The sequence below is a fragment of the Amaricoccus solimangrovi genome (genome assembly GCF_006385685.1).
Lineage (GTDB): Bacteria > Pseudomonadota > Alphaproteobacteria > Rhodobacterales > Rhodobacteraceae > Amaricoccus > Amaricoccus solimangrovi.
Genome location: NZ_VFRP01000009.1, coordinates 129,540 through 152,449 on the forward strand (window position 1 = coordinate 129,540; position 22,910 = coordinate 152,449).

Here is a 22,910-nt window from a genome sequence, read left to right on the forward strand (position 1 = left end):
CGTTCGGCGGGCGAGAATACCGAGGTGCCGCGACCTTGTGAAGCGGGCGCGAGAACGCGGGACGCCGATCCCGCCGCGGGAGGGCTCAGGCCCGGGCGCGGAGCCGGGCGAAGGCGCCCAGCGTCTCCGGCAGGGCGACCTGATGCGGCATGTGGCCGATCCCCGCGAGCCGGGTCAGCCGCGCGCCCGGCACCGCCGCGGCGAGGCGCTGCGCATGCGCGCCGAGGCTCACCCGGGGGTCGGCGTCGCCATGGACGATCTCGAGCGGCGGGACGAGGCCCGGATAGCGGGGAACCATCGGCTCCAGCGCGCGGCGCAGGGCGGCGAGCTGGCGCGCGTTGCGACGCAGCGTCTCGGGCCGGAGCACCAGCGCGGAATCGAGATGGCGCGCATATCCCTCGGGCGCGGCCTGCGGGGCGAAGGCCCCGGCGACGAGCCGGTTCACCAGCCGCTCCGGAACCAGATGGCGCAGGGCGCGGGCCAGGATGGGGCCCGCCACCGGCAGGTCGATCAGCGTGTTCGCGAGGCCGTTGCTCCCGCGCCAGCCATGCGAGGGCGCCGCGACGAGGAGGAGCCCCGCGACGCTGCGCGGCGCGTCGAGCGCCCAGGCGAGCGCGACCGCCCCGCCATAGCTGTGGCCGATGAGATAGGCGCGGGTGAGTCCGACCCGCTCCAGCGCGCCGCGCAGCAGCCGGGCCTGGACCGCGAGGCTTTCGCCGCCCCGCGCGGGCCAGCCGCTCTCGCCATGGCCGGGGCGGTCGAAGGCGATCACCGTGTGCCGCGCCGCGAGCGCGGGGGCGAGCCGGAAGGTCATGTCGTTGAGGTTGGCGCTCGCGCCATGGATGAGCGCGACGGCGGGACCGCGGCCCAGCCGACGGAAGGCGATCGGCACCCCTTCCACCACCACCTTCTCCCGCGCGCCGGTCGCGGGCGGTGGCGCGGCGCGGCGGGACCGCCGGGGCGCCGGAGTCCGACCCTCGCCGGTGGCCGGATCGGTCGCGCCGTTCGGGGTCTCGGGATCCGAGGGATTCATGCGCCGACCTCCCTGCCCGCGCCCTCGGCCCGGACGGAAGCCCGGATGGCGCGGCCAGAGTCGGGTCTAGCGCGGGCGCGGCCCCGGGGCAACAACCCAAGGGTATCGGTGGCCCCTCAGAGCTGGGCCATCACCTCGTCGGAGATCTCGAAATTCGCGGTGACCGACTGCACGTCGTCGTCGTCCTCGAGCGCCTCGATGAGCTTCATGAGGCTCTGCGCCGCCTCGAGATCGAGTTCGGTCGTGGTCTGCGGCCGCCAGACGAGCTTGGTCGATTCGGCCTCGCCCAGCGCCGCCTCGAGCGCGGTCGAGACGTCGTTGAGATCGCCGACCGCGCACCAGATCACGTGGCCGTCCTCCGAGGATTCGACATCCTCGGCCCCGGCCTCGATCGCGGCTTCCATCACCTTGTCGGCGTCGAGATCCGCGCCGTAGACGATCTGGCCCATCCGGTCGAACATGAAGCTGACCGAGCCGGTCTCGCCGAGATTGCCGCCGCGCTTGGTGAAGGTCGAGCGCACGTTGGAGGCGGTCCGGTTGAGGTTGTCGGTCATCGCCTCGACGATGATCGCCACGCCGTTCGGGCCATAGCCCTCGTAGCGGATCTCCTTGTAGTTCTCGCCCTCGCCGCCGACGGCCTTCTTGATCGCCCGGTCGATGTTGTCCTTGGGCATCGAGTTGGACTTGGCTTCCTTCACCGCGAGACGCAGGCGCGGATTCTTGTCCGGGTCCGGGTCACCCATCTTGGCGGCGACGGTGATTTCCTTGGAGAGCTTCGAGAACAGCTTCGAGCGGACGGCGTCCTGCCGCCCCTTGCGATGCTGGATATTCGCCCATTTCGAATGGCCGGCCATGGCAGGCTCCGGATCAATGCTTCGCGTGACAGATTGCTGGCAGGCGTCTTATCCAGCGCGCCGCCCGGATTCAAGCCCGGGCGGCCGTCGACGCGAAAAGGCTCAGGCGCCGCGCGCCGGATCGAGCGTGACCGACCAGAGCTCGGTGTCGTCGCGGTCCATCAGGCGCACCGTCATCTGCTCCGTGTCGCCGTCGATGTCGACGAGACCGAAGAACTGGAGGCCGGCCGAGGGCGGCAGGTTCGCCTGCCCCTCCGCCGGCGCCTTCACGAAGCGCAGTTCCGGCCCGAAGGTCATGTCGAGCGCGTTCGGGCCGAAGGTGCCGGCGTGGAGCGGGCCGGAGACGAATTCCCAGAACGGCGCGAAATCCTGGAACCGGGCCTTCTCGGGGTTGTAGTAATGCGCCGCGGTGTAGTGCACATCCGCCGTCAGCCAGACCGTGTTGGTGATCCCGGCCGCGCGGATGTAGCGCAGAAGGTCCGCGATCTCGAGTTCCCGCCCGGCCGTCGGGCCGTTGTCCCCGTTCGCCACCGCCTCGGCGCCGACTTTGTTCTTGCCGTCGTTCCAGACGATGAGGCCGAGCGGCATGTCGGCGGCGATCACCTTCCAGGTCGCGGTCGAATCCGCGAGCGCGCGCTTCAGCCAGTCGACCTGCGCCGCGCCGAGGATCCGCGCCGCGTCGGTGAGCTCACTCTCCATGTCCGGGCCGTTCGGGCCCCGGTAGGAGCGCATGTCGAGGAAGAACACGTCGAGCAGCGGACCGTAGGCGATCTTGCGATAGACCCGGCCCGGCTCGGCCGGCGCGTAGCGGATCGGCGTCATCTCGTGGAAGGCGCGGGCGGCGCGGGCGGAGAGGAGCGCGATCGACTTTTCCGCGTAACGCTCGTCCGCGCTCAGATCCTTCGAGGAGGACCAGTTGTTCAGCACCTCGTGGTCGTCCCACTGGTAGAAGGTCGGCACCTCGGCGCTCAGCGCGCGCACATGCTCGTCCAGCATGTTGTACTTCCACTGGTCGCGGTACTCCTGAAGCGTCTCGGCGACCTTGCGCTTCGCATCGACCATGACGACGTTCTTCCAGGTCTGGCCGTCGCCGAGGTCGACGCTGTCCTCCATCGGCCCGTCGGCGTAGATCGTGTCGCCCGAATGCAGGAAGAAGTCGGGCCGGTGCGTGGCGATGGTGGCGTAGGTCTTCATCCCCGTCTCGTCGATGCCCCAGCCCTGCCCGGCGGTGTCGCCCGACCAGGCGAAGCGGACCGAGCGGCGCGAGCCCGGCGCGGTCCGGAACCGCCCGGTGATCGGCTCGGAGACGAGATTGATGTCCGCGAGATCCGCCGCGACCATCCGGTAGAAGATCTCCTGATCGGCGGGCAGCCCCCCGAGCAGCCGCTTCACCGCGAGATCGCTGTCGGGCAGCGCGTCGACCGGTGCGAGCCGGACGGGATCGGCGAAGCTCTCCGTCGTCGCCCATTCCATCATCACCCGCGCCGGACGGTCCACCCGGGTCCAGATCATGCCCGAGGCGGCGTCGACGTCGCCCGACTGGACACCGTGGGTGAAGACCGGCCGCCGGGCCGCCTGCGAGAAGGCCGGCATCCCGAGGCCGGAGAGGACAAGGCCCGCGCTCCCGGTCGCGAGAAGGCGGCGGCGGGTCAGGGCGAGGCGGGTTCGGGTCATCGTATTCTCCGTTGCTGGATGGCGCGGAGGAATAGGAAGCCAGCGTGACGGAGGCTTGATGCCCCGGTGACGCTTCGATGACGCCGGCTCAGCCCGCGACGAGCGGCCAGAACAGCGGGATCACGAGGCAGGCGGTGATCCCGGTGATGATGTTGAGCGGGATGCCGATCCGCATGTAGTCGGAGAACTTGTAGCCGCCCGGCCCGTAGACCATCGTGTTGGTCTGGTAGCCGATCGGGGTCGCGAAGGCGAGGGTCGCCGCGAACATGACCGCGACCGCGAAGGGCCGCGGATCGAGGCCGAGCCGGTGGGCGAGCGCGATCGCGATCGGCGTCACCACCACGGCGACGGCGTTGTTCGAGAGAAGCTCGGTCAGGATCTGCGTCATGAAGTAGAGCACCAGCAGCACGACGACCGGCGGCATGTCGGCGAGATGCGGCGAGACCCAGTCGACGAGCATCTGCACCGCCCCCGACGCGTCCAGCGCCTCGCCGACGATCAGCATCGCGAAGATGAGCGCGAGCAGCGAGGCGCTCACGGTGCTGTAGGCCTCCTCCGGCTCGATCGTGCGGGTCGCGAGCAGCACGACGACGCCGAGCATCGCGACGATCTGGATCGGCAGGATCTCGAAGGCCGAGATCGCGACGATCGCGGTCAGCACGCCGAGCACGAGCGGCGCGCGGCCGCGGCGGAACGGCTTCTCGGTGGTCTCGCTGAGATCGATGAGGTCGACATCCTGCGCGAGGCGCCGGATGTCCTCGGGCGCGCCCTCGAGCAGCAGCGTGTCGCCGACGCGTACCACCACCTCGTCGAGCTGGCGGCCGATGTTCTGGTTGCGCCGGTGCATCGCGAGCGGATAGACGCCGTAGCGGCGGCGCAGCCGGAGGCTGCCGAGCGAGCGGCCGACGAGCTTGCAATCCGGCGAGATCAGCGCCTCCACCGTCGTGGTCCGTTTCGATCCCACCCGATCGACCAGCGCCACCTGATCCGAATCCTTCAGCCCCAGAAGTTCCTGCATCTCGGTGCGGAGCACGACCCTGTCGCCCTCGGCGAGCGCCACCTCGGGGAAGTCGCGCCGCAGCGATTCGTCGCCGCGCAGCACGTCGATCACCCGCATGCCCTCGCGCTTGAAAATCGCGACCGACATGACCTGCTGGCCGATCAGCGGCGAGCCCTCGGGCACGACGACATCGGTGAAGAACTTCATCCGCTTCCGGTTGCCGAGCAGGTCGGCCATCGAGTCGCGGTCGGGCAGGAACCGCGGCACGAGGATCCAGAGCGTCGTGAATCCCGCGAGAAACACCACGATTCCGAGCGGGGCGATCTCGAAGAGCGAGAACGGCGCCATGCCCGCCTTGCGCGCGACACCGTCGACGAGAATGTTGGTCGAGGTGCCGATCATCGTGATCATCCCGCCGAGCACGGTGACATAGGAGAGCGGGATCAGCAGCCTGGAGGGCGAGAGCGACATCGCATGCGCGAGCTGCACCGTCACCGGGATCATCAGCGCGACGAGCGGCGTGTTGTTGGTGAAGGCGGAGGCCACGGCGACGAAGACCCCGACCGCCACCAGGACGAGGATCCGGCTGCCGGCGGCGTGGCGGGTGACGACGCGCGTGAGCTCGTTGATGAGCCCGGTCCGCACCATGCCGCCCGAGACGATGAACATCGCCGCGATCGTCCAGGGCGCGGGATTGGAGAAGGCCTCGAGCACGCCCTTCTGCGGGACGTAGCCCAGCAGCACAAGAACCGCCGCGCCGCACATCGCCGTCACCTCGGGCGGATAGACCTCGAGGATGAAGACGACCAGCATGCCGAGAAGGACGAGCAGGGTTACAATCGCGGGTCCGTTGCCCTGCGTGAAAAATTCGATCAAGGGATCTGACTCGCTACCGCTGAAACCGGAGAACGCCACGCGTACCGCCCCTGCGCGGGGCCGGCGCACAATGGCCCATGGCGGGCCTGCGGTTCAAGCGTCTTTCACGCCCTCGTGCCGGGGCCGCACCAGCGCGATTCCGGCCATCATCAACCCCAGCGAGAGCCAGATCGCCGGACCTGGGCGCTCTCCGAGCAGAACCATGCCCCAGAACACGCCCGCGAGCGTGACGACATAGCCGACCTGCGCGGCGAAGACCGCGCCGCCGCGCGCGGCGAGCCAGACATAGGCGGCGTAGGCGGCGAGATTGATCGGCACGATCGCGAGCAGCGCCTGCTCGGCCGGGCCGAAGGCGGCCGGCGCCACGAGCGCGTCCGCCGCCCAGGCGAGCGGCAGCGTCAGCGCGGCGCTGAGAAGGCTCGCCCCGAAGAGCAGGCCGAGCGGCTCGAGATCCGCGGGCCGGGCGGAGAGCACGTTCGATTCGACCGCGTAGCTCAGCGGCGCCACCGTCGCGAGCAGGACATAGAGCGGGGGCAGCGGCCCGCGCGTCGCGCCGGGCAGCACCAGCAGGCCGATCGCCCCGAGCCCGAGCAGCAGGCCGGCGAGACGCCGCGGCTCGAACCGCTCGGCGCCGAGGCCGAGGGCGATCGGCAGCGCGAAGATCGGGACCATCGCGATGATGATCGCCCGCGCGGAGGCGGGGAGCTCGCCCGCGGTCAGGAAGGTGAAATAGCCGGGCAGCACCGTGCCGAGGATCGAGACGGCGAGCAGCGCGGGGGCGTTGCCCCTCAGGCGGGGCCAGGGCCGGCGCCAGAGCCGGAGCAGCAGCCCGGCGAGTCCGGCCATCATCAGGTTCTGCCACAGGAGCAGCGCGAGCGGCGGATGGCCCGCGCCCGCGGCGACGCGCAGGAGCGGAACGGTGAGCCCCCAGCCCGCCCCCGCCGCGACCAGGATCGCGACCGGCGGAATCGCCCGGCGGGCCATCGGATCAGGGCGTGGCGGCCACGCCCTCGGGCAGCGCCGGGGCGAGACGCCCGCCGAGACGGACGGGGGAGACGCGGAGCGCGCGGCCCGTCCGGTCGTCGGTCTCGACATAGACGCCGGAGAGCGTCGCCTCGCCCTTGGCCGGCTCGAAGCGCGACTTGGTCATGCCGGTGACGAAGCGGCTGATCGGCTCGAGCTTGTCCATGCCGATCACGCTGTCGTAATCGCCGCACATCCCGGCGTCGGACTGATAGGCGGTGCCCTTGGCGAGGATGGTGGTGTCCGCCGTCGGCACATGGGTATGGGTGCCGACGACGAGGCTCGCCCGCCCGTCGCACCAGTGGCCGAGCGCCATCTTCTCCGAGGTCGCCTCGGCGTGGACGTCGACGATGACGGCGTTCGCGAGCCCGCCGAGCGGCGCGGTCCGGAGCACGGCGTCGATCGCGGAGAACGGGTCGTCGAAGGGGCGGCGCATGAAGACCTGGCCGAGGATCTGCGCGACGAAGACCTTCCGCCCGCCCGGCGCGTCGAAGAGCCGCGCGCCCTTGCCCGGCGCCCCCTTGGCGTAGTTGACCGGCCGCAGGATCCGCTGGTCCTGTTCGATATGCGCGAGCATGTCGCGCTGGTCGAAGGCATGATCGCCGAGGGTCACGCAATCGGCCCCGGCGTCGAAGAGGCCCTGGGCATGGGCCGCGCTCAGCCCCATTCCGCCGGAGGCGTTCTCGCCATTGACCACGACGAAGTCGAGCTTCCAGTCCCGGCGCAACCCGGGGAGCCGCGCCGCCACCGCCGCGCGCCCCGTCCGCCCCATCACGTCGCCGAGAAAAAGCAGTTTCATGACGCCCGCTCTAAGCCCGATGCGGGCCGAGGTCCAGCCTCGTCAGGTTCACCGCGCGGCGGGCAGGCGCGCCCCGGTCTCGGTGACCACCGCGTCGAGCGGCGCGTCGGTGAGGCCGCGCGGCACCTCGGGCACATGCTGGCCCTCGTAGGCGAAGCCGTAGGCGCGCACCACACGGTGCGCGCGCAGCGCGTGCAGCGTCCGGTCGTAGAAGCCGCCGCCATAGCCGAGCCGGTGGCCTTCGTCGTCGAAGGCGATGAGCGGCACCAGCAGCGCGTCGGGCTCGATCCAGTCGCCCTCGGCGGGAATGAGCACCTTGAAGGGGCCGGGCACCAGCGCCACCTCGGGCTTCCAGACGCGAAAGAGCAGCGGATGGGCCGGGGCCTCGATCACCGGAACGCAGACGGTGTAGCCGAGCCCGTGCAGCGCGAGCATCCCGGGGCGGGGGTCGATCTCGGTCCGGATCGGCAGGTAGCCGGCCACGACCCGCGCCGCCGGCGCGCCGGCGAGCACGCGCAGCGCATGCCCCGCCGCCTGACGCGCCGCGCCGAATCCGGCCGCGTGCGCCCTGGCCCGCGCCGCGTAGCCGTCGCTACGGGCCTTGGCCTTTCGCCGTTCGAGGTCGCTCACGAAGGGGCCGGGGCGGGAAGGATCGGTGTGGCGGAACCGGCGCGACCGTGGGGGCGTCTAATCCTTGAGAGCCTGGCTAACCAGGTGGGTGCCAGATGCGATAGGCCAGGACCAGTCACAGAGCCGGCTCCCTCAAGAATATTTACGGCCACCAGGATGTAGGCCCTTCACGGGAAGGCCAGAAGCCGCCGGGTTTGAATGTAGGACGAATCCGCGGGATTTTGAAGGGGGGAGAGATTGGCGAAAGGTAGCGGGCGGCGGACGGCCGATCGCGCCAGGACGCTTCCGCGCCGCCTTCTCCGCGGCGCCCCGATCACGCGGCCGTCACCCCCGCTCTCCGGAGCGTGATCGGGCCGTCAGCCGTCTCCGCCTTGATCGGCGCCCAACCTGCGTGCACAGTCCGGAAAGGGTAGATTCGGGGTGTCCACAGCGATGAGACGGCATCTCACTCCGCGGATCGTTTTGCTCTGCGCGGTCGTGCTGCTCGGATTCGTCTGCCTGATGACCCTGGCGCCGCGCGCCGAGGCCCATGAATCGGCCGGTACCCCGCATCATCACGCCACCGCCGAGGCCGATGGCACGGCGGCGAGCAAGCAGTGCGACGGTTCGAAGCCGCATTGCTGCGGCGGCGTCGCCCAGGCCATCCCGTCCAGCGAGATGGCCGGGACGCCACTCTTTCCGGTGATCGAAAGCAGCCTCCTGCCCGACGGGTGGCTGCGCTCCGGACTGACACCCACCCCACGCGCCGGACCTCCCCGCGCGACCTTCTGAAACCTCTCACCTTCACTGCCAGCTCCCTCGCACCGCCGCCCCCCCGAGGAGCGGCCGAGCCACGCGCGTGGCCGGGCTGGCCGTCGAAACCGGTTCCAGAAGGATTTCACCGTTGTCCGACAGTATTGCGACAAGCTCCCCGGGAGCGACCGCGCCATTTCATGGCCAGGAGCGATCCCGGCCCGTTCCGGAGCGTGCCTCGGCCATGACCGAGCTGGACAGGAAGCGCATATCGTATCTGCGCCTCGTCCTGGTCCTCGCCCTCGTCTTCCTTCACTATGGCGGGGTCTATGGCTCCGACATCTCGCCCTATATCGGCTATACCGGCCAGGATCTGCCGGTCGCCTCGATCATGATCTCGTTCATCCTCTACATCGGCTTCACCGCCGTCCCGGCGATGAGCGCGATCTCCGGCTATCTGTTCTTCCAGGGCGCCACCCGCGACAAGCCACCCCAGTTCGCGCGCAAGCTGCGCCGGCGCGCGACCTCGCTCGCGCTGCCCTTCCTGCTCTGGAGCTCGTTCTTCGCGGTCGTGGGTTACCTGGTGCATATCTACGTCGTCCCGGGCCTGTTCGGCGACGAATTCAGCACCACCTACCGCAGCCACCTTCACGTGATCGCCGACGTGATCCTCGGCTACAGCCGGACGCCGCTGGCGTTCCAGCTCTGGTTCGTCCACGACCTGATCCTGACCGTGATATTCAGCCCGCTGATCTGGATCCTGATCGGACGCCTGCCCTGGATCACGATCGCCATCCTCGTGCCGCTCTGGATCCTCGACTTCCATTTCTGGATCTTTCACCGGCTCGACGTGGTGGTGTTCTTCTGCTTCGGCGCGGCTTGCGCGATGCACGGGCTGAAGCCGGATCTGCCTAAGCCGGCGATCGTCCCGGTCTTCGTGCTCTTCCTCGCGGTGGCGATGGCGCGGACGGTGGCGCCCTACTACCTCGGCCATTCCACCGGGATCGACCTCGACATCGCCACCGCCGCGATGCGGGTCCTCGGCGCGCTCGCGGTCTGGAACGCGTCCTCCCTCGTGCTGAACGGCGCCTTCGCGGAATGGGTGGAGCGCAATTCCTACATGGCCTTCTTCATCCACTGCGCCCACTATCCCCCGATCCTGTTCCTCAAGATCGCCCTCGCCACCCTGGTCGCGACGGATACCGAGACGGGACAGATCATCCTCTACTTCGTGACGGTGTTCCTGACGATCGGACTGCTCGTCGCGCTGGGGAATGCGCTGCAGCGCCGGACGCCGGAATTCTTCCGGATCATCAGCGGTGGACGGGTGCGGCCGGGCCACAAGACCGAGGCCTCGGGCTTCCTGCCGACCCGGGGCTGACCTTCCCGGGCCGGAAACGCGGCGTGGCGCGTCACCTCACGCGCCGCGGCCGCCACAGTCCGGGCAATCGGCCCGCGCGCTCACGCGCAGCTGGCGCGTCTCGGCGCGCAGGCCGTCGAAGAGCAGAAGCCGGCCGCGCAAGCCCCGCCCGGCGCCGGCGAGATGCTTCACCGCCTCGAGCGCGAGCAGCGCGCCGAGCACGCCGGGCAGCGGGCCGATGACGCCCGCCTCGGCGCAGGAGGGCGCGAGCCCCTCGGCCGGCGGCTCGGGGAAGAGGCAGCGGTAGCATGGCCCGCCCCGCGCCGGGTCGAAGAGCGCGACCTGCCCCTCCCACTGGCTCATCGCCGCGGACAGGAGCGGGATGCCGAGCGCGACGCAGGCGGCGTTGACCGCGTAGCGCGTGGCGAAATTGTCGGACCCGTCGATCACCAGCGTGGCCCCGGCAAGCAGCGCGGGCGCGTTCTCCGCGTCGAGCCGGACCGTCCGGGCCTCGACCGCGACGTCGGGGTTCAGCCGGGTGAGCGCGGCGCGCGCGGCCTCGGCCTTCGGCGCGCCGATGTCGGGGGTGCCGAAGAGGATCTGGCGCTGCAGGTTCGAGAGCGCCACCGCGTCGTCGTCGATCACGGTGAGCGCGCCCGCCCCGGCCGCGGCGAGATAGAGAAGCGCCGGATCGCCGAGGCCGCCAGCCCCGACCACCGCGACCCGGGCCGCGCGGAGCCGCGCCTGCCCCGGCCCGCCGATCTCGCGCAGCACGATGTGGCGGGCATAGCGCGTCAACTCGTCCGGAGTCATCCCGGATCCTCCTGTCCTGGCCGCCTCCGGCGGCGGTGTGCCACGCGCGCGCCGCCGCAGCGCGCGGATCAGCAGGGCATAGCCGAGGACCGGCGCCGCGATCGCCCCGGCCCAGCCGAGCCGGAAGGCGAGGCGCGCGGGATCGGCCCCCGGCAGCGTCTGGCTGAGCCCGACGAGGACGAGCCCCCAGACGAGAATGCCCGCGAAGACCGGCCGCCCGGCGCCCACCAGCCGCGCGCAGCCGAGCGCCGAGAGCGCGAGCAGGAGCGCGAGGACGGCGAGCGTGCCCGACACCGGTCAGATCCCGTCGAAGAGCGCCGTCGACAGATAGCGCTCCGCGAAGCTCGGCAGGACGGTGACGATCCGCTTGCCCGCCATCGTGGGCGCCTCCGCGATCTCGAGCGCGGCGGCGACCGCGGCGCCCGAGGAGATGCCGGCGGGAATGCCCTCGAGCGTGGCGAGTTCGCGCGCGGTCTCGAGCGCGGTCTCGTTGCCGATTGTCAGCACCCGGTCGATCAGCGCCGGGTCGAGCGTCTCCGGCACGAAGCCCGCGCCGATGCCCTGGATCCGGTGCCGCCCGGGCTCGCCGCCGGAGAGCACCGGGCTGTCCTCGGGCTCCACCGCGACGATCTCGACGCCCGGCGCGCGCGCGCGCAGCATCCGGCCCACGCCGGTCAGCGTGCCGCCCGTGCCCACCCCCGCGACGAAGACGTCGAGCGCGCCGCCGGTATCGGCCCAGATCTCCTCCGCCGTGGTCGCGGCGTGGATCGCCGGATTGGCCGGATTCTCGAACTGGCGCGGCGCGACCGCGCCCGGCGTCTCGCGCAGGATCGCCTCCGCCCGTTCCAGCGCGCCCCGCATGCCGAGCTCGGCCGGCGTGAGCTCCAGCCGCGCGCCGAGCAGGCCGAGCATCTTGCGCCGTTCGAGCGACATGCTCTCGGGCATCACCAGCACGAGGCGGTAGCCGCGCGCCGCGCAGGCGAAGGCGAGGCCGATGCCGGTATTGCCCGACGTTGCCTCCACCACCGTGCCGCCCGGCGCGAGCACGCCCTGCGCCGCCAGCGCGTCGAGCATGGCGACGCCGATCCGGTCCTTGACCGAATGGGTCGGGTTGAAGAATTCGAGCTTGCCGAGGATCTCCGCCCGCGCGCCCCGCGCCGCCGCGATCCGGGCGAGCCGCACCAGTGGCGTGGCGCCGACCGTCTCGGTGATGTCGGAATAGACCCGGCCACGCGCGGGGCGAGCCATCGGGGAATCCTGCATCGCCGGCGCCTCAGATCGAGAAATCCGGCAGCGTGCCGTCGGCGCGCGGAATGCCCTGGCCGCGCGCCTGGCGGCAGAGATCCTCCATCGTGATCGCATCGAACCGGCGCAGGATCTCCGCCTCGATCCCGTCCCAGAGCGGCGCGATCACCTGCTCGCCCAGCGCGGCGGTGGAGGGCGTCGGCTCGTCGTCGCCTTCGAGCGACTGGACCACGCGCACCACGTCGCCGAGCGTCACCCGCCGCCGCTCCCGCGCCAGCGTATAGCCGCCGCGCGGGCCGCGCACGCCGCGCAGCACCCCCTCGCGGACGAGGCGCTGCAGCACCTGTTCGAGATAGCGCTGCGGGATGCCCTGGCGGGCGGTGATGTCGCGCGACTGCACCGGATCGGGCCGGGCGTTGTAGGCGATGTCGAGCACCGCCTCGAGCGCGAGCGCGGTCTTGCGCGAGAGCCTCAGCATGGCCCTTCCCCCGGCGCGCCCTGCACGCCCGTCGAGCCGAAGCCGCCGGCGCCGCGCGCCGTGCCCTCGAGGCTCGCGACGGGGATCAGCGCCGCGCGGGTCACCGGCGCGAAGACCATCTGCGCGACGCGCGCGCCGTGGGCGATCGTGATCGGGGCGGAGCCATGGTTGACGAGGATGATCCCGACCTCGCCGCGATAATCGGCGTCGATCGTGCCGGGACTGTTCAGAAGCGTCAGCCCCTCGCGGAGCGCCAGCCCGGAACGGGGGCGCATCTGCGCCTCGAAACCCGGGGGAATGCCGAGCGCGAGGCCGGTGGGAACGAGCGCGCGCTCCCCGGGCGCGAGCACCAGCCCCGCCGCGCGGTCGGGCGGGGCGAGATTGGCCTGGACGTCCATCCCCGCAGCCTCCGCCGTCGCATAGGCCGGGAGCGGCAGCGCGGGATCGCGGCCGGGCAGGACCAGGAGGGCGACCTCGACCGCGCTCATGCCAGCGCCTCCGCGATCCGGTCGACCAGCGCCTCGGCCGTCGCCTCCTTGCTCATCCGGGGCCAGGTCTCGGCCCCCGCCTCGGTGATCAGCGTCACCGCGTTCTCGGTGCCGCCCATGATGCCCGAGGCCGGGGCGACGTCGTTCGCGACCAGCCAGTCGCAGCCCTTGCGGAGCCGCTTCGCCGTCGCATTGGCGAGCACGTCGTCGGTCTCGGCCGCGAAGCCGATCACGAGCCCGGGCCGGCCGGCGGCGAGACCGGCGACGGTCCGCAGGATGTCGGGATTCTCGCCCAGTTCGAAGACGGGCGGGGCGCCGTCCGCGGCCTTCTTCACCTTCGAGGCGCTCGGCGTCCTGACGTGCCAGTCGGCGACGGCGGCGGCGAAGATCGCGATCTCGGCCGGAAGCGTGCCGAGAACGGCGTCGCGCATCTCCGCCGCAGTCTCCACCTCGATCACCTCGGCGCCATTGGGCCGCGGCGCCTCGGCGGGGCCGGTGACGAAGGTCACCCGCGCGCCGCGCCGGACGAGGGCGGCGGCGATCGCGCTGCCCTGCCGGCCCGAGGAGCGGTTGGCGATATAGCGCACCGGGTCGATCGGCTCATGCGTCGGGCCGGAGGTCACGACCGCGTGGCGCCCGGCGAGCGGCCCCTCCCCGGCGAGCGCCGTCTCGATCGCCGCGAGGATGGCGGGCGGCTCGGCCATGCGGCCCGGCCCGAACTCGCCGCAGGCCATCGCGCCCTCGTCCGGGCCGACGAAGAGCACGCCGTCGTCCCGCAGCGTCGCGAGATTGCGCTCCGTCGCGGGGTGGAGCCACATCCGCACGTTCATCGCGGGCGCCATCAGCACCCGCTTGTCCGTCGCGAGCAGGAGCGTGCTCGCGAGATCGTCGGCCATCCCACCCGCGCATTTCGCCATCAGATCGGCCGTGGCGGGCGCGACCACGACGAGGTCGGCGGCGCGGGAGAGTTCGATATGGCCCATCTCCGCCTCGGCGGTCAGATCGAAGAGTTCGGTATGCGCGGCGCTCTCGGCGAGCGCGGAGAGCGAGAGCGGCGTCACGAATTCCGAACCGGCCCGTGTCAGGACCGGAACCACGCGGAGTCCCGCCTTGCGGGCGAGGCGGACGAGTTCGAGACTCTTGTAGGCGGCGATGCCGCCGCCCACGATCAGGAGAATGCCGCGTCCGGCCATGTTTCACACCTCGGGCGCGGGGGGTTGGCTGAACCCCGCGCGCGGACCGTAGTTGGCTCCGGCCCCCGCCGCAAGCCGGGGAGAAGGGCCGGGAACGTTCAGGGCGCCGGCTTTTCCGGAGCCGCGCCGAGACCCGCGCAGGGATCCTCGCGCGCCGGCGCGGGGGCGAGGATCAACGCGTCGTAATCGCCGGCGTTCTCCGGATCCGCCTCGAACTGGCCGAGCGTCACGACGCGGAGCCCCGGCTGGGCGTAGCTCAGCAGCGCGGGCATGCCCCGGAGCTTGTCGGCATGTCCGCTGCCCGCGATCACGACGACCTGCCCGCCCCCCGTCATCGTGCGCGCCCAGATCGCCGCGTCGGCGAGGCCCGCGTCGCGGAAACGCTGCGCCTCCACCATTCCCGGCAGCCGCTCGGGCGGAAGAAGATCGCAATGCGCCTTGGCCTGCTCGGCTTCGCGCAATCGCTGCTCGGCGGGCGGCAGCGGCTGGTCGAGCCCGTAATTCGACGCGTCGGGGCCGAAGACGCCGGCCGCGCCCTCGAGAGTGGCCCGGCGCACGTCGGCGCGCGGCTGCTCCGCGCCGAAGACCTGGGCGCGCGGCGCGGCGGTCAGGATGCGCCAGTAATAGGCGAAGTCGGGCCAGCCGCCCTGATCCCATTCCAGCGCGGCGGCGATGGCGGCCCGCCCCGCCCCGGTCGCGCGCAACTCGTTCACCTTTTCCTCGTCCGCCTGCGGGATCATCTCGAAGACGAGCGCGGCCGGCCTGAGCGCGGCGACGATCTCGGCCTGGTTGACGTGATGCGCCGGATTGTCATGCACCTCGCCCAGCACGACGATATCGGCGTCGCGGGCAAGGTCGACGAATTCGGGGACGGTCGAGGCGAAGGCCGCGCCCGGAAGCTGGGCACCCGCGATGAGCAGAGAAATGGCGCGGAGGCCAAACCGCATCATCACCCCCCAAGGACACGGAAACAGGCTACGGCGACGGGAACCGACTATGTCACGCCCCCGCCACCGCGTCACGCGCTTTCGCCGCCCGCCCGTCACGCCGTCGCGAGCGTCTCCGCCGCCGAACCGCTCACGCTTTCAAGGCGTTTGCGGAGCTTTCCGAGCGCCTGCGCCTCGAGCTGGCGGATGCGTTCCTTCGAGAGGCCGAGTTCCTGGCCGAGGCTTTCGAGGGTGCGGGGCTCGTCGCGCAGCTTGCGTTCGACGATGATCATCCGCTCCCGCGCGTTGAGCGCGCCCAGCGCCTCGGCGAGCCAGCCGCGCACGCGCGCGAGATCGGCGTCCCGCGTCACCGTCTCCTCGGCCCGCGGCGCCTCGTCCTCGAGTGTCTCGACCCATTCGCGCCCCTCCTCGCCCGCCTGCTGGGCGTTGAGCGAGAAATCGGCGCCGGAGAGCCGCGCATCCATCATCTCGACGTCGCGCAGCGGTACGCCGACCTCCTCCGCGATCATCTCGCGCAGGCGCTGGCTGTCGAGCACGTCGCCCACCGCGCTCGCCTCCCGCTCCAGCTTGGCGCGGACGCGGCGGAGATTGAAGAAGAGCGCCTTCTGCGACGAGGTGGAGCCGGTCCGCACCATCGACCAGTTGCGCATCACGTAATCCTGGATCGAGGCCTTGATCCACCAGACCGCGTAGGTCGAGAAGCGCACGCCCCGGTCCGGATCGAACTTCTCCGCGGCCTTCATGAGCCCGACGCCCGCCTCCTGGATGAGGTCGGGCATCGGCGCGCCGTAGCGCCGGTACTTCGCGGCCATCGAGATCGCGAGCCGCATGTAGGCGTTGACGAGCCGGTGCAGCGAACGTTCGTCCCCCTCGTCGCGCCAGGCGCGGGCGAGGGCCAGTTCGGTGTCCGCGTCGAGCATCTCCGCGCCCATGGCGCGCTTGGTGACGGTTCGAAGTCCGATGTCGTCCAGAGCCATATGCGGTCCTCCTCCGGAAGCGGGGAGAATGCGGCCCCGGGGGCTCACTCTCGACCCTTACACATTCCACTACGCGCGAAGGGGCGATTTGGATCACCTGTAATTCGGATTTCCTCGGCCCACGCGCGCGCGAGAATGGCGCGGCGGCGAGCGATCCTCCGGTAGAGGACTGATTTCAAAAACGTTTTCACCGCGCGGGCGCGTGTCGCTCCCAAATGCCCCCGCGAAGAAATCTCGCGCGCGCGAAAACGTGAGCCGGCGCCTCCTCCCGTTAACGGCCCCGCAACCGCTTTCCGCCATCGCTGGCGCGAGGATCCGGGGGAGCGTCATGGTCGCCTGCGCCTATACGGTGGCATTTCAGGGGCTGGAGGCCCGGCTGGTCGAGGTGCAATGCGCGATCGCCGCCGGCCTGCCCGCGTTCAATCTGGTGGGCCTGCCGGACAAGTCCGTCTCGGAGGCGAAGGAACGGGTCCGCGCGGCGATGGTCGCGATGGGGCTCGCGCTGCCCGCGAAGCGGATCACCGTCAATCTCTCCCCCGCCGACCTGCCGAAGGAAGGCTCGCATTTCGATCTGCCGATCGCGCTCGCGCTGCTCGCCGAGATGGACGCGGTGCCGCGCGACGCGGTGGCGGGCGCGGTCGCGCTGGGCGAACTCGCGCTCGACGGTGGGCTCATCGCCGTCACCGGCGCGCTGCCGGCGGCGCTCGCGGCGGCCGAGGTCGACCGGAGCCTGATCTGCCCGGCGAGCCGGGGCGCGGAGGCCGCCTGGGTCGGGGCGACGCAGGTGATCGCGCCGCGCACGCTGCTCGCGCTCGTCAACCACATGACCGGCAAGACGGCGCTGGCGCCGGCGGAGCCGGGCCTCGTCGCGGGAACGACCGAGGCGCGGGATCTCGGCGACGTGCGGGGACAGGAGAAGGCGAAGCGCGCGCTCGAGATCGCCGCCGCCGGACGCCATCACCTGCTGATGGTCGGGCCGCCCGGCAGCGGCAAGTCGATGCTCGCCGCCCGCCTGCCCGGGATCCTGCCGCCGATGGAGCCGTCGGAGGCGCTGGAGACCTCGATGATCCATTCCGTCGCCGGGCTGCTCGACGAAGGCGGGATCAGCCGCGTCCGGCCGTTCCGCGAGCCCCATCACACCGCCTCGGTCGCCGCGATCGCCGGGGGCGGGCGCGGCGCGAAGCCGGGCGAGATCAGCCTCGCCCACCACGGCGTGCTGTTTCTCGACGAGTTCCCCGAATTTCCCGGCCTTATGTATCAAGCGCACCAAAGGGGGGCGGGCGTGATTAGGGCGCTATGCTTGTGCGTCCCATTCGCTTGGGTATTCACCCTTGCGAAGTCGGACGAGCTTGTTTCCCTGCCCATATGGGAACGCCCCAGCGCGCTCGGTCCCAAATGCCTCCACTCTCAGGGAGTACCTTGCGAGCCACCATCCTCCGAAAACATCCCGATAGAATATTTCTCCGAAAAAGAACGAGTGGGCATCGCCAGAAATGAGACACCTGTATTCGTCTTGCTCGGTAACATTGTCCACGCTGTACACGAACTTAGCGCCAGCCCCAAGGGCGCCGATATAACTGAACTCCTCATCTTCTATCCCCCTGTCGAAATCCTCAATGCGAGCGCCAATGGTCCGCTCCTTGCGGCGAAATCTGACGTTGAGGGCGGGGCTCTGCCCAGAGTTGTGAAATACGACGCGCGCCTTGACCCCGTTCAGATGCTCGAAAATGGCCGATTTGTCGGGCGGAATGATCTCGCTGTCCGCAACAGTGAGGTAGGCTCTGACCTGAGCTTGGCCGATTTTTCTGGAAACGCTGATCGCCCGGCGCGTCTCGCAAAGCGTCCAGATCAGCAGCCCGGTCCCGAGAGTGGCGATCCCGAGTTGGAGCCATGTCGGTATCATTTGCCGATCAGCGGTTGCAGCGCTACGCTCAGCAGCGTCAGCAGCCTTTTGCTGGGCCTTCAGATCATCGGCCTCATGCTGGTCGGCTTTGGCTTCGCGGTCCCTTCGGTTCTCGGCATCTTCCGGGCTTTCGACGATGATTACCGGGATCGGAGGTCGCGGTATCTCGCGCTCAGCGCCATTTGCGCCCCCGCTTGGCTGTTCCTGTATGGGTGGGCCTTCTACGGTCGGCCCTTGTGGTTCCTGGGCTAGCGCGGCACCAGCGGCTAGGGCTCCAACCGCAGCGATGAGCAGCCAATCGCGGATAGGCATTGAAACATGAACGCCGCGCTGAACTTCCCTCGCGAGAGCTTGTTTGCGACGTTCGCCTCCTTCTCGCTGATTCCAATGGCCGCGAGCATCTCGACTAGCTTGGCGTAAGTCACGCCCTTTCGTTTCAGCTCGGCCTTGAGGGTGTTGGCCGCGAGCAGTTCCCAATCCGTGTGTTCGGGCATCCTATCCTCCGATAAAAACATATCGTATGCGATAGATAACCCCTTGCGTACAGTATGTCTATATACTATATTCGATATTAAGTTATCGGATACGGTATCATGGCACAGCACTTCCTCCTCTCCGCGAAAGCCCGCACCCTCTCCCTCAAGGAGATTTACGCGGCTGGCGAGGACGCGGCCTACGCCACCTTCCGCAAGCTGCGCTGGCCCGAGACGGACGGCGAGGCGATCTGCCCGCGCTGCGGCTGCTGCGATACCTACACCATCGCCACCCGCCGCAAGTTCAAGTGCAAGGGCTGCGGGCATCAGTTCAGCGTCACGTCCGGGACCATCTTCGCGAGCCGCAAGCTCTCCTTCGTGGACCTGCTCGCCGCGATCTGCATCTTCGTGACCAACGCCAAGGGCATGTCGGCGGTGCAGTTCTCGCGGACGATGGACGTTCAGTACAAGACGGCCTGGGTGATGGCGCACAAGCTCCGCGAGGCGCTGGCGCGCGAAGTCCACGGCGCCGAGCTTGACGGCGAAGTCGAGATCGATGGCGCCTATTTCGGCGGCGTGGTCCGCCCGGAGAATCGCAAGGAAGACCGGAAGGACCGTCGTCTCAAGGAGAACCGCTCGGACCGCCGCCGCGTCGTGATCGCCCTGCGCGAGCGCGAGGGCCGCACCGTGACCTTCATCGGCAAGGAAGAGGCCGAGGGCGTCAAGCACGCGCTCCGCATCGTGGATCGCGACGCCGCGCTCTACGCGGACGAGGGTTCGCATTGGGACGTGCTCGACGCGGTTTTCGCCAAGGGTGGGCGCGTCAACCATTCCGTGGAATACAGCGCGGGCGACGGCGAGCACACCAACTGGGTCGAAAGCTACTTCTCCCGGCTGCGCCGCATGGTCGAAGGGCAGCACCATTTCGTCTCGGCGGGCTACCTTCACCAGTACGCCGCCCACGCCGCTTGGATCGAGGATCACCGCCGTGACGGCAGCCGGGCGCTGGTTCAGCGCGTGGTTGCCAATGCGATGGCCGCGCCGGTCAGCCGGGCGTGGAAGGGCTATTGGCAGCGGGCGGCTTGAAAAGAAAGCCCATTCTACACCATTTACGCATCGCTCAGACTCTTCGGACAAAGTTGCGTGGCACGAAGGTCGGAACGAAGCGGCAAGCGTTGGCGTTGACGCAATTGAATGTGGAAAGTACGATGGAATCGGCTGCCGCCTAAGAACAAACATGGGAAACGTCGAAAGATTCGTCTAGGCCACCCAAAGAGGTGGCTGGCGAGGTGATTCGCGTTAGCGCGACGGCAGGCGCTTGGGGAGTAGATCAGATGATCCGTGGCTTCAAAGAGCGAGACGAGTTGATCGAGCTATTTTTGAGCAGGGCAAGCGGAGACTCTTGGGTTGTCCAGCAGGCGATAGAAGGGGTTGCCTCCGAGACCCCTGCTGGGGAGAGTTTGTCGAGCAAGAAAATCTTGGAGAAGATCGATGAAATTGTAAAATGTGAAGCGGCTTAGGTGTCGCTAACGACGAGCACGCTAACGATATTCCTACTGTTAATACCGGGACTGATATACCGGAGCCTAATATACCATAGATCTGTCGTAACCCGGCCGATCTTTGCATCTGGAACAATTCATTCGACTGTTTCTATATTATTTTACTCATCGGCAGTATATGTTTTTGTACTTGCTGTGTACGTGCTGTACAACTTGCTCCCTCAAGGAGCTAAAATAGTACCAGTCCCGTTGATCACTTATGATGGTGAACGGGTATTAGCGCAACATTATGGAGATAGATCTGGTAGCCCAATAATAGAATACTTTTTCGGTTACCCCGTTGAGGGTGTGCTGGCATTTCTGTTTATATTGGCAACGTCTTATATTTTGGCAAGAATTACTCAGTGGATGTCAACTTTTGTTCCAACTCTTGGCAGATTGATGTACGGGAGGCTAGCGGATCTTTCATTGCACAAAAGCAATGCCATAGTTACATGTGCTGTGCTTACTTCCGATGGAGATGGAAAGACGCGCATCATGTATCAGGGCATACCAATTGAGGTGAGTTTAAACGATAGAAACACTGTAGACCATGTTGTTCTCCGGGCGGCATACACTGTGAACCTTATCGTGGATGGCGACGCCTGCAAAGCTGATATAAAGAACCGAGAAAAAGTTGGCTCTAAGCACTATAATACCGATCTTATATTTATTGACTCTTCTAAAATATCGAATGTGCACTTTCAAGCGTCACGACGCATAGATTTTATGAGGCGTTGATTGGCTGAATACACCCATGCCTCGCACTTTGGCTTGCCCCAGTAGGTTGGCTCGCATCGCCATCGCTTCCCTTCTTGCCGCACCTTCCGGAACCCGTTTGGGTGGAAGCAGGCAGGCTCACCGCTCCCCCGCCAGCACCCAAAGCTTATACGGCCCATCCGGCCCGTGATCCTCTGACCACCCCCGCGCCTCTATGAGTCCGCGTATGGCGCACTGCTTGATGCAGGCGCCGATGCGCTTCCGAAGGACGGCGTAGGTTTCCTCGTCCGCCGTGAGGCCCCTGTCGGCGCACCACGCCATGGTTATGTCGCGCGAGGTGAGCGGGCCGCTGGCCTCGCGGAACCGCGCCATCACGAAGCGCGTGACGCTGCCCTTCTTCGCCTTGTGCGCGATGACGTACTCGCCCGGGGCCTTGTGATCCGCCGTCCCGTCGAAGAGCCGGATCGCCGCGTCCAGGTGGTCTATGTCCACCGTGAGCTTCTTTATCTGCGCCTCGTATCGGTCCCGCATGGCGCGAAGCTCGTAGTGCTTGGCGACGAGGCCAGCGAGGGTGTTCGGGCGGTCGGGCTTTGGCATGTTCGACATGCGAATAGTCTAGCAGTGTCAAACGCTTGAGGCTATCTTAGGGCATGGTGCGCTTGATACATAAGGCCGGAATTTCCGCGCCCCGTGCTCGAGACGCTGCGCCAGCCGATCGAGACCGGCGAGGTGGTCGTCGCGCGGGCGAACGCCCATGTGCGCTATCCCTGCCGCTTCCTGCTCGTCGCCGCCGCCAATCCCTGCCGCTGCGGCCATCTCGCGGATCCCGCGCGCGCCTGCCCGCGCGCGCCCGATTGCGGCGCGGACTACATGGGCCGGATCTCCGGCCCGCTGCTCGACCGGTTCGATCTGCGGGTGGAGGTGCCGGCGGTCTCTATCGACGACCTCGCCGCCCCACCCGCGGGGGAGGCCAGCGCGGCGGTCGCGGCCCGGGTCGCGGCGGCGCGGGCGGTCCAGCGCGCCCGGTTCGAGGCCGTCCCCGGCGCGATCGTGAACGCCGACGCCGAGGGCGAGCTTCTGGCGGCGATCGCCGCGCCGGAACCGGCGGCGGCGAGCCTGCTGCGCGAGATCGCGACACGGTTCCATCTCAGCGCCCGCGCCTACCACCGGGTGCTGCGCGTCGCGCGGACCATCGCCGATCTCGAGGCGAGCGTCCCGGTGCTCCGGCGCCATGTCGCGGAGGCGGCGGGCTACCGGCTCGGCTGACCGAGCCGGCGCCGGACGAAGGCCGCGGCGCGGTGGAGCGCGTGATCGGCTTCCGGCACATGTTCCTGATAGAGCTGCCAGCCATGCGGCGTGTCGGGCCAGAGTTCGAGCCTCGCATCCACGCCCTGCCGGACGAGCGCCTCGGCGAGCGCCCGGGCATCGTCGCGCAGGATCTCGGCCTCGCTCGCCTGGATCAGCGTCGGCGGCGCGCCCGCGAGATCGGCGAAGAGCGGCGAGGCGCGCGGATCGCGCGGATCGGCGCCGGCGAGGTAGAGGTCGCGGATCTCCGTCACCCGGCTCACCGGCAGCAGCGACTCCCGGCTCGCGAGTTCGGTCAGGCTCGGCCGCGCCAGGGTGAGATCGACCCAGGGCGAGAAGGCGAGCACGCAGGCCGGGGCCGGCAGCCCGAGCGCGCCGAGTTGGCCGAGCAGCGCGAATACGAGCCCGCCGCCCGCGCTGTCGCCGCCGAGCACCAGCGTCCCGGGGTCCACCCCCTCGGCGAGAAGCGCGCGATAGGCGGCGGCCGCGTCCTCGACCGCCGCCGGGAAGGGATGTTCGGGCGCGAGCCGATAGGCGGGCAGGACCGCCGATCCGCCGATCCGCCGCGCGAGATGCGCGACCATGGCCGCGTGGGTGCGGGGCGAGCCGAGGCAATAGGCGCCCCCGTGCAGCCAGAGCAGCGTCGCCCGCGACGGCCCCTCCACCCGCGCGGCCGGCAGGCCGCCGAGCGGCCGGCAGGTCAGCCGCGCCCCCGGGGGCGGGCGGAGGCGGGAGGCGGCCCGCTCCAGCCGCTGGCGCGCGCGGCCGAAATCATGTTCCCAGGCGAGATAGGGCTTCTCGACGAAGCGGAGCCAGAGCTCGACCGCGGACAGTTGCCAGGACATC

The 22,910-nt window shown here is 69.2% G+C and carries 22 protein-coding genes, 1 other RNA gene and 1 pseudogene; 6 read left to right on the forward strand and 18 right to left on the reverse strand.

The genetic code is table 11. The features are described from left to right. Positions 1–85 precede the first annotated feature (85 nt). The 8 genes from FJM51_RS11165 to ssrS form a co-directional block, all read right to left on the reverse strand. Positions 86–1,033 carry an alpha/beta fold hydrolase gene (locus FJM51_RS11165; protein ID WP_140454220.1) on the reverse strand — a complete coding sequence of 316 codons (948 nt, stop codon included), beginning with the start codon at positions 1,031–1,033 and terminating at the stop codon, positions 86–88. Positions 1,034–1,149: 116 nt separating this feature from the next. Continuing rightward, complete coding sequence (locus tag FJM51_RS11170) at positions 1,150–1,887, reverse strand: YebC/PmpR family DNA-binding transcriptional regulator (protein WP_140454221.1); 738 nt, start codon at positions 1,885–1,887, stop codon at positions 1,150–1,152. A 102-nt stretch (positions 1,888–1,989) separates the two neighbouring features. Then, positions 1,990–3,561, reverse strand: a complete 1,572-nt coding sequence (locus tag FJM51_RS11175; RefSeq protein WP_140454222.1) for an alkaline phosphatase D family protein — start codon at positions 3,559–3,561, stop codon at positions 1,990–1,992. A gap of 88 nt (positions 3,562–3,649) precedes the next feature. Next, complete coding sequence (locus FJM51_RS11180) at positions 3,650–5,374, reverse strand: SLC13 family permease (protein WP_233713076.1); 1,725 nt, start codon at positions 5,372–5,374, stop codon at positions 3,650–3,652. 156 nt (positions 5,375–5,530) lie between these two features. After that, on the reverse strand, positions 5,531–6,421 hold the full coding sequence (locus FJM51_RS11185) for a DMT family transporter (protein WP_181164530.1): 891 nt from the start codon (positions 6,419–6,421) through the stop codon (positions 5,531–5,533). Between the two features lie 4 nt (positions 6,422–6,425). Then, positions 6,426–7,259, reverse strand: coding sequence for a TIGR00282 family metallophosphoesterase (locus FJM51_RS11190; protein ID WP_140454225.1), 834 nt, complete (start codon positions 7,257–7,259; stop codon positions 6,426–6,428). Positions 7,260–7,307: 48 nt separating this feature from the next. Next, entirely contained in the window at positions 7,308–7,889 is a 582-nt protein-coding gene (locus tag FJM51_RS11195) for a 5-formyltetrahydrofolate cyclo-ligase (protein ID WP_140454226.1), read from the reverse strand. A 29-nt stretch (positions 7,890–7,918) separates the two neighbouring features. Continuing rightward, positions 7,919–8,077, reverse strand: a non-coding RNA gene (gene ssrS, locus FJM51_RS25545) — 6S RNA. 244 nt (positions 8,078–8,321) lie between these two features. Between ssrS and FJM51_RS11200 the strand changes: the two genes are divergently transcribed. After that, a complete protein-coding gene (locus tag FJM51_RS11200) occupies positions 8,322–8,660 on the forward strand; it encodes a hypothetical protein (RefSeq protein ID WP_140454227.1) in 339 nt (112 codons plus the stop codon). A gap of 205 nt (positions 8,661–8,865) precedes the next feature. Further along, entirely contained in the window at positions 8,866–10,002 is a 1,137-nt protein-coding gene (locus tag FJM51_RS11205) for an acyltransferase family protein (protein WP_140454228.1), read from the forward strand. Between the two features lie 36 nt (positions 10,003–10,038). Here FJM51_RS11205 and FJM51_RS11210 read toward each other — a convergent pair whose 3' ends face one another. The 7 genes from FJM51_RS11210 to FJM51_RS11240 all read right to left on the reverse strand — a co-directional run bounded on the left by FJM51_RS11210 (position 10,039) and on the right by FJM51_RS11240 (position 16,122). Continuing rightward, positions 10,039–11,088, reverse strand: coding sequence for a HesA/MoeB/ThiF family protein (locus FJM51_RS11210; protein ID WP_140454229.1), 1,050 nt, complete (start codon positions 11,086–11,088; stop codon positions 10,039–10,041). 3 nt (positions 11,089–11,091) lie between these two features. After that, positions 11,092–12,042 (reverse strand): cysteine synthase A, encoded by a 951-nt coding sequence (gene cysK / locus FJM51_RS11215; protein WP_210240268.1) that lies wholly within the window; start codon positions 12,040–12,042, stop codon positions 11,092–11,094. Between the two features lie 25 nt (positions 12,043–12,067). Beyond that, on the reverse strand, positions 12,068–12,517 hold the full coding sequence (locus FJM51_RS11220; protein ID WP_140454231.1) for an RrF2 family transcriptional regulator: 450 nt from the start codon (positions 12,515–12,517) through the stop codon (positions 12,068–12,070). Continuing rightward, entirely contained in the window at positions 12,511–13,005 is a 495-nt protein-coding gene (dut, locus tag FJM51_RS11225) for a dUTP diphosphatase (RefSeq protein ID WP_140454232.1), read from the reverse strand. Before dut ends, FJM51_RS11220 begins: the two co-directional genes overlap by 7 nt. Further along, positions 13,002–14,198 (reverse strand): bifunctional phosphopantothenoylcysteine decarboxylase/phosphopantothenate--cysteine ligase CoaBC, encoded by a 1,197-nt coding sequence (gene coaBC, locus FJM51_RS11230; protein WP_140454233.1) that lies wholly within the window; start codon positions 14,196–14,198, stop codon positions 13,002–13,004. The genes dut and coaBC overlap by 4 nt, the downstream gene beginning before the upstream one ends. A gap of 98 nt (positions 14,199–14,296) precedes the next feature. Then, entirely contained in the window at positions 14,297–15,145 is an 849-nt protein-coding gene (locus FJM51_RS11235; RefSeq protein ID WP_181164531.1) for a ChaN family lipoprotein, read from the reverse strand. 95 nt (positions 15,146–15,240) lie between these two features. Next, positions 15,241–16,122, reverse strand: coding sequence for an RNA polymerase factor sigma-32 (locus FJM51_RS11240; RefSeq protein WP_140454235.1), 882 nt, complete (start codon positions 16,120–16,122; stop codon positions 15,241–15,243). Between the two features lie 328 nt (positions 16,123–16,450). Between FJM51_RS11240 and FJM51_RS11245 the strand changes: the two genes are divergently transcribed. Further along, positions 16,451–18,277: a YifB family Mg chelatase-like AAA ATPase gene (locus FJM51_RS11245; protein WP_140454236.1), complete on the forward strand. Its 1,827-nt coding sequence runs from the start codon at positions 16,451–16,453 to the stop codon at positions 18,275–18,277. 14 nt (positions 18,278–18,291) lie between these two features. On the opposite strand, the gene FJM51_RS11250 is transcribed toward FJM51_RS11245, so the two are convergent. Next, a complete protein-coding gene (locus tag FJM51_RS11250) occupies positions 18,292–18,519 on the reverse strand; it encodes a DUF6471 domain-containing protein (protein WP_140454237.1) in 228 nt (75 codons plus the stop codon). A gap of 99 nt (positions 18,520–18,618) precedes the next feature. Between FJM51_RS11250 and FJM51_RS11255 the strand changes: the two genes are divergently transcribed. Both FJM51_RS11255 and FJM51_RS11260 read left to right on the forward strand, forming a co-directional pair. Beyond that, positions 18,619–19,584 carry an IS1595 family transposase gene (locus FJM51_RS11255; RefSeq protein WP_140454238.1) on the forward strand — a complete coding sequence of 322 codons (966 nt, stop codon included), beginning with the start codon at positions 18,619–18,621 and terminating at the stop codon, positions 19,582–19,584. Between the two features lie 248 nt (positions 19,585–19,832). Then, the gene (locus FJM51_RS11260; protein WP_140454239.1) at positions 19,833–20,018 is read left to right on the forward strand and encodes a hypothetical protein; all 186 of its coding nucleotides are present in this window, start codon (positions 19,833–19,835) and stop codon (positions 20,016–20,018) included. A gap of 879 nt (positions 20,019–20,897) precedes the next feature. Here FJM51_RS11260 and FJM51_RS11265 read toward each other — a convergent pair. Continuing rightward, positions 20,898–21,365 (reverse strand): hypothetical protein, encoded by a 468-nt coding sequence (locus FJM51_RS11265; protein ID WP_210240269.1) that lies wholly within the window; start codon positions 21,363–21,365, stop codon positions 20,898–20,900. Positions 21,366–21,431: 66 nt separating this feature from the next. Between FJM51_RS11265 and FJM51_RS11270 the strand changes: the two are divergent. Further along, a pseudogene (locus tag FJM51_RS11270) lies at positions 21,432–22,025 on the forward strand (ATP-binding protein); the annotation flags it as partial. On the opposite strand, the gene FJM51_RS11275 reads toward FJM51_RS11270, so the two are convergent. Further along, on the reverse strand, positions 22,010–22,909 hold the full coding sequence (locus tag FJM51_RS11275) for an alpha/beta hydrolase (protein ID WP_140454241.1): 900 nt from the start codon (positions 22,907–22,909) through the stop codon (positions 22,010–22,012). The pseudogene FJM51_RS11270 and the gene FJM51_RS11275 overlap by 16 nt on opposite strands. Between the last annotated feature and the right edge of the window lies 1 nt (position 22,910).

What these genes read in the sequence shown, in the direction of transcription:
- FJM51_RS11275 (WP_140454241.1), bottom strand. Translation starts at nt 22,909, where the DNA reads ATGTCCTGGCAACTGTCCGCGGTCGAGCTCTGGCTCCGCTTCGTCGAG.
- FJM51_RS11180 (WP_233713076.1), bottom strand. Translation starts at nt 5,374, where the DNA reads ATGCTGGTCGTCTTCATCCTCGAGGTCTATCCGCCCGAGGTGACGGCG.
- FJM51_RS11245 (WP_140454236.1), top strand. Translation starts at nt 16,451, where the DNA reads ATGGTCGCCTGCGCCTATACGGTGGCATTTCAGGGGCTGGAGGCCCGG.
- FJM51_RS11220 (WP_140454231.1), bottom strand. Translation starts at nt 12,517, where the DNA reads ATGCTGAGGCTCTCGCGCAAGACCGCGCTCGCGCTCGAGGCGGTGCTC.
- FJM51_RS11250 (WP_140454237.1), bottom strand. Translation starts at nt 18,519, where the DNA reads ATGCCCGAACACACGGATTGGGAACTGCTCGCGGCCAACACCCTCAAG.
- FJM51_RS11255 (WP_140454238.1), top strand. Translation starts at nt 18,619, where the DNA reads ATGGCACAGCACTTCCTCCTCTCCGCGAAAGCCCGCACCCTCTCCCTC.
- cysK (WP_210240268.1), bottom strand. Translation starts at nt 12,042, where the DNA reads ATGGCTCGCCCCGCGCGTGGCCGGGTCTATTCCGACATCACCGAGACG.
- FJM51_RS11175 (WP_140454222.1), bottom strand. Translation starts at nt 3,561, where the DNA reads ATGACCCGAACCCGCCTCGCCCTGACCCGCCGCCGCCTTCTCGCGACC.
- dut (WP_140454232.1), bottom strand. Translation starts at nt 13,005, where the DNA reads ATGAGCGCGGTCGAGGTCGCCCTCCTGGTCCTGCCCGGCCGCGATCCC.
- FJM51_RS11200 (WP_140454227.1), top strand. Translation starts at nt 8,322, where the DNA reads ATGAGACGGCATCTCACTCCGCGGATCGTTTTGCTCTGCGCGGTCGTG.
- FJM51_RS11190 (WP_140454225.1), bottom strand. Translation starts at nt 7,259, where the DNA reads ATGAAACTGCTTTTTCTCGGCGACGTGATGGGGCGGACGGGGCGCGCG.
- FJM51_RS11260 (WP_140454239.1), top strand. Translation starts at nt 19,833, where the DNA reads ATGATCCGTGGCTTCAAAGAGCGAGACGAGTTGATCGAGCTATTTTTG.
- FJM51_RS11265 (WP_210240269.1), bottom strand. Translation starts at nt 21,365, where the DNA reads ATGTCGAACATGCCAAAGCCCGACCGCCCGAACACCCTCGCTGGCCTC.
- FJM51_RS11185 (WP_181164530.1), bottom strand. Translation starts at nt 6,421, where the DNA reads ATGGCCCGCCGGGCGATTCCGCCGGTCGCGATCCTGGTCGCGGCGGGG.
- FJM51_RS11235 (WP_181164531.1), bottom strand. Translation starts at nt 15,145, where the DNA reads ATGCGGTTTGGCCTCCGCGCCATTTCTCTGCTCATCGCGGGTGCCCAG.
- FJM51_RS11205 (WP_140454228.1), top strand. Translation starts at nt 8,866, where the DNA reads ATGACCGAGCTGGACAGGAAGCGCATATCGTATCTGCGCCTCGTCCTG.
- FJM51_RS11170 (WP_140454221.1), bottom strand. Translation starts at nt 1,887, where the DNA reads ATGGCCGGCCATTCGAAATGGGCGAATATCCAGCATCGCAAGGGGCGG.
- FJM51_RS11165 (WP_140454220.1), bottom strand. Translation starts at nt 1,033, where the DNA reads ATGAATCCCTCGGATCCCGAGACCCCGAACGGCGCGACCGATCCGGCC.
- coaBC (WP_140454233.1), bottom strand. Translation starts at nt 14,198, where the DNA reads ATGGCCGGACGCGGCATTCTCCTGATCGTGGGCGGCGGCATCGCCGCC.
- FJM51_RS11240 (WP_140454235.1), bottom strand. Translation starts at nt 16,122, where the DNA reads ATGGCTCTGGACGACATCGGACTTCGAACCGTCACCAAGCGCGCCATG.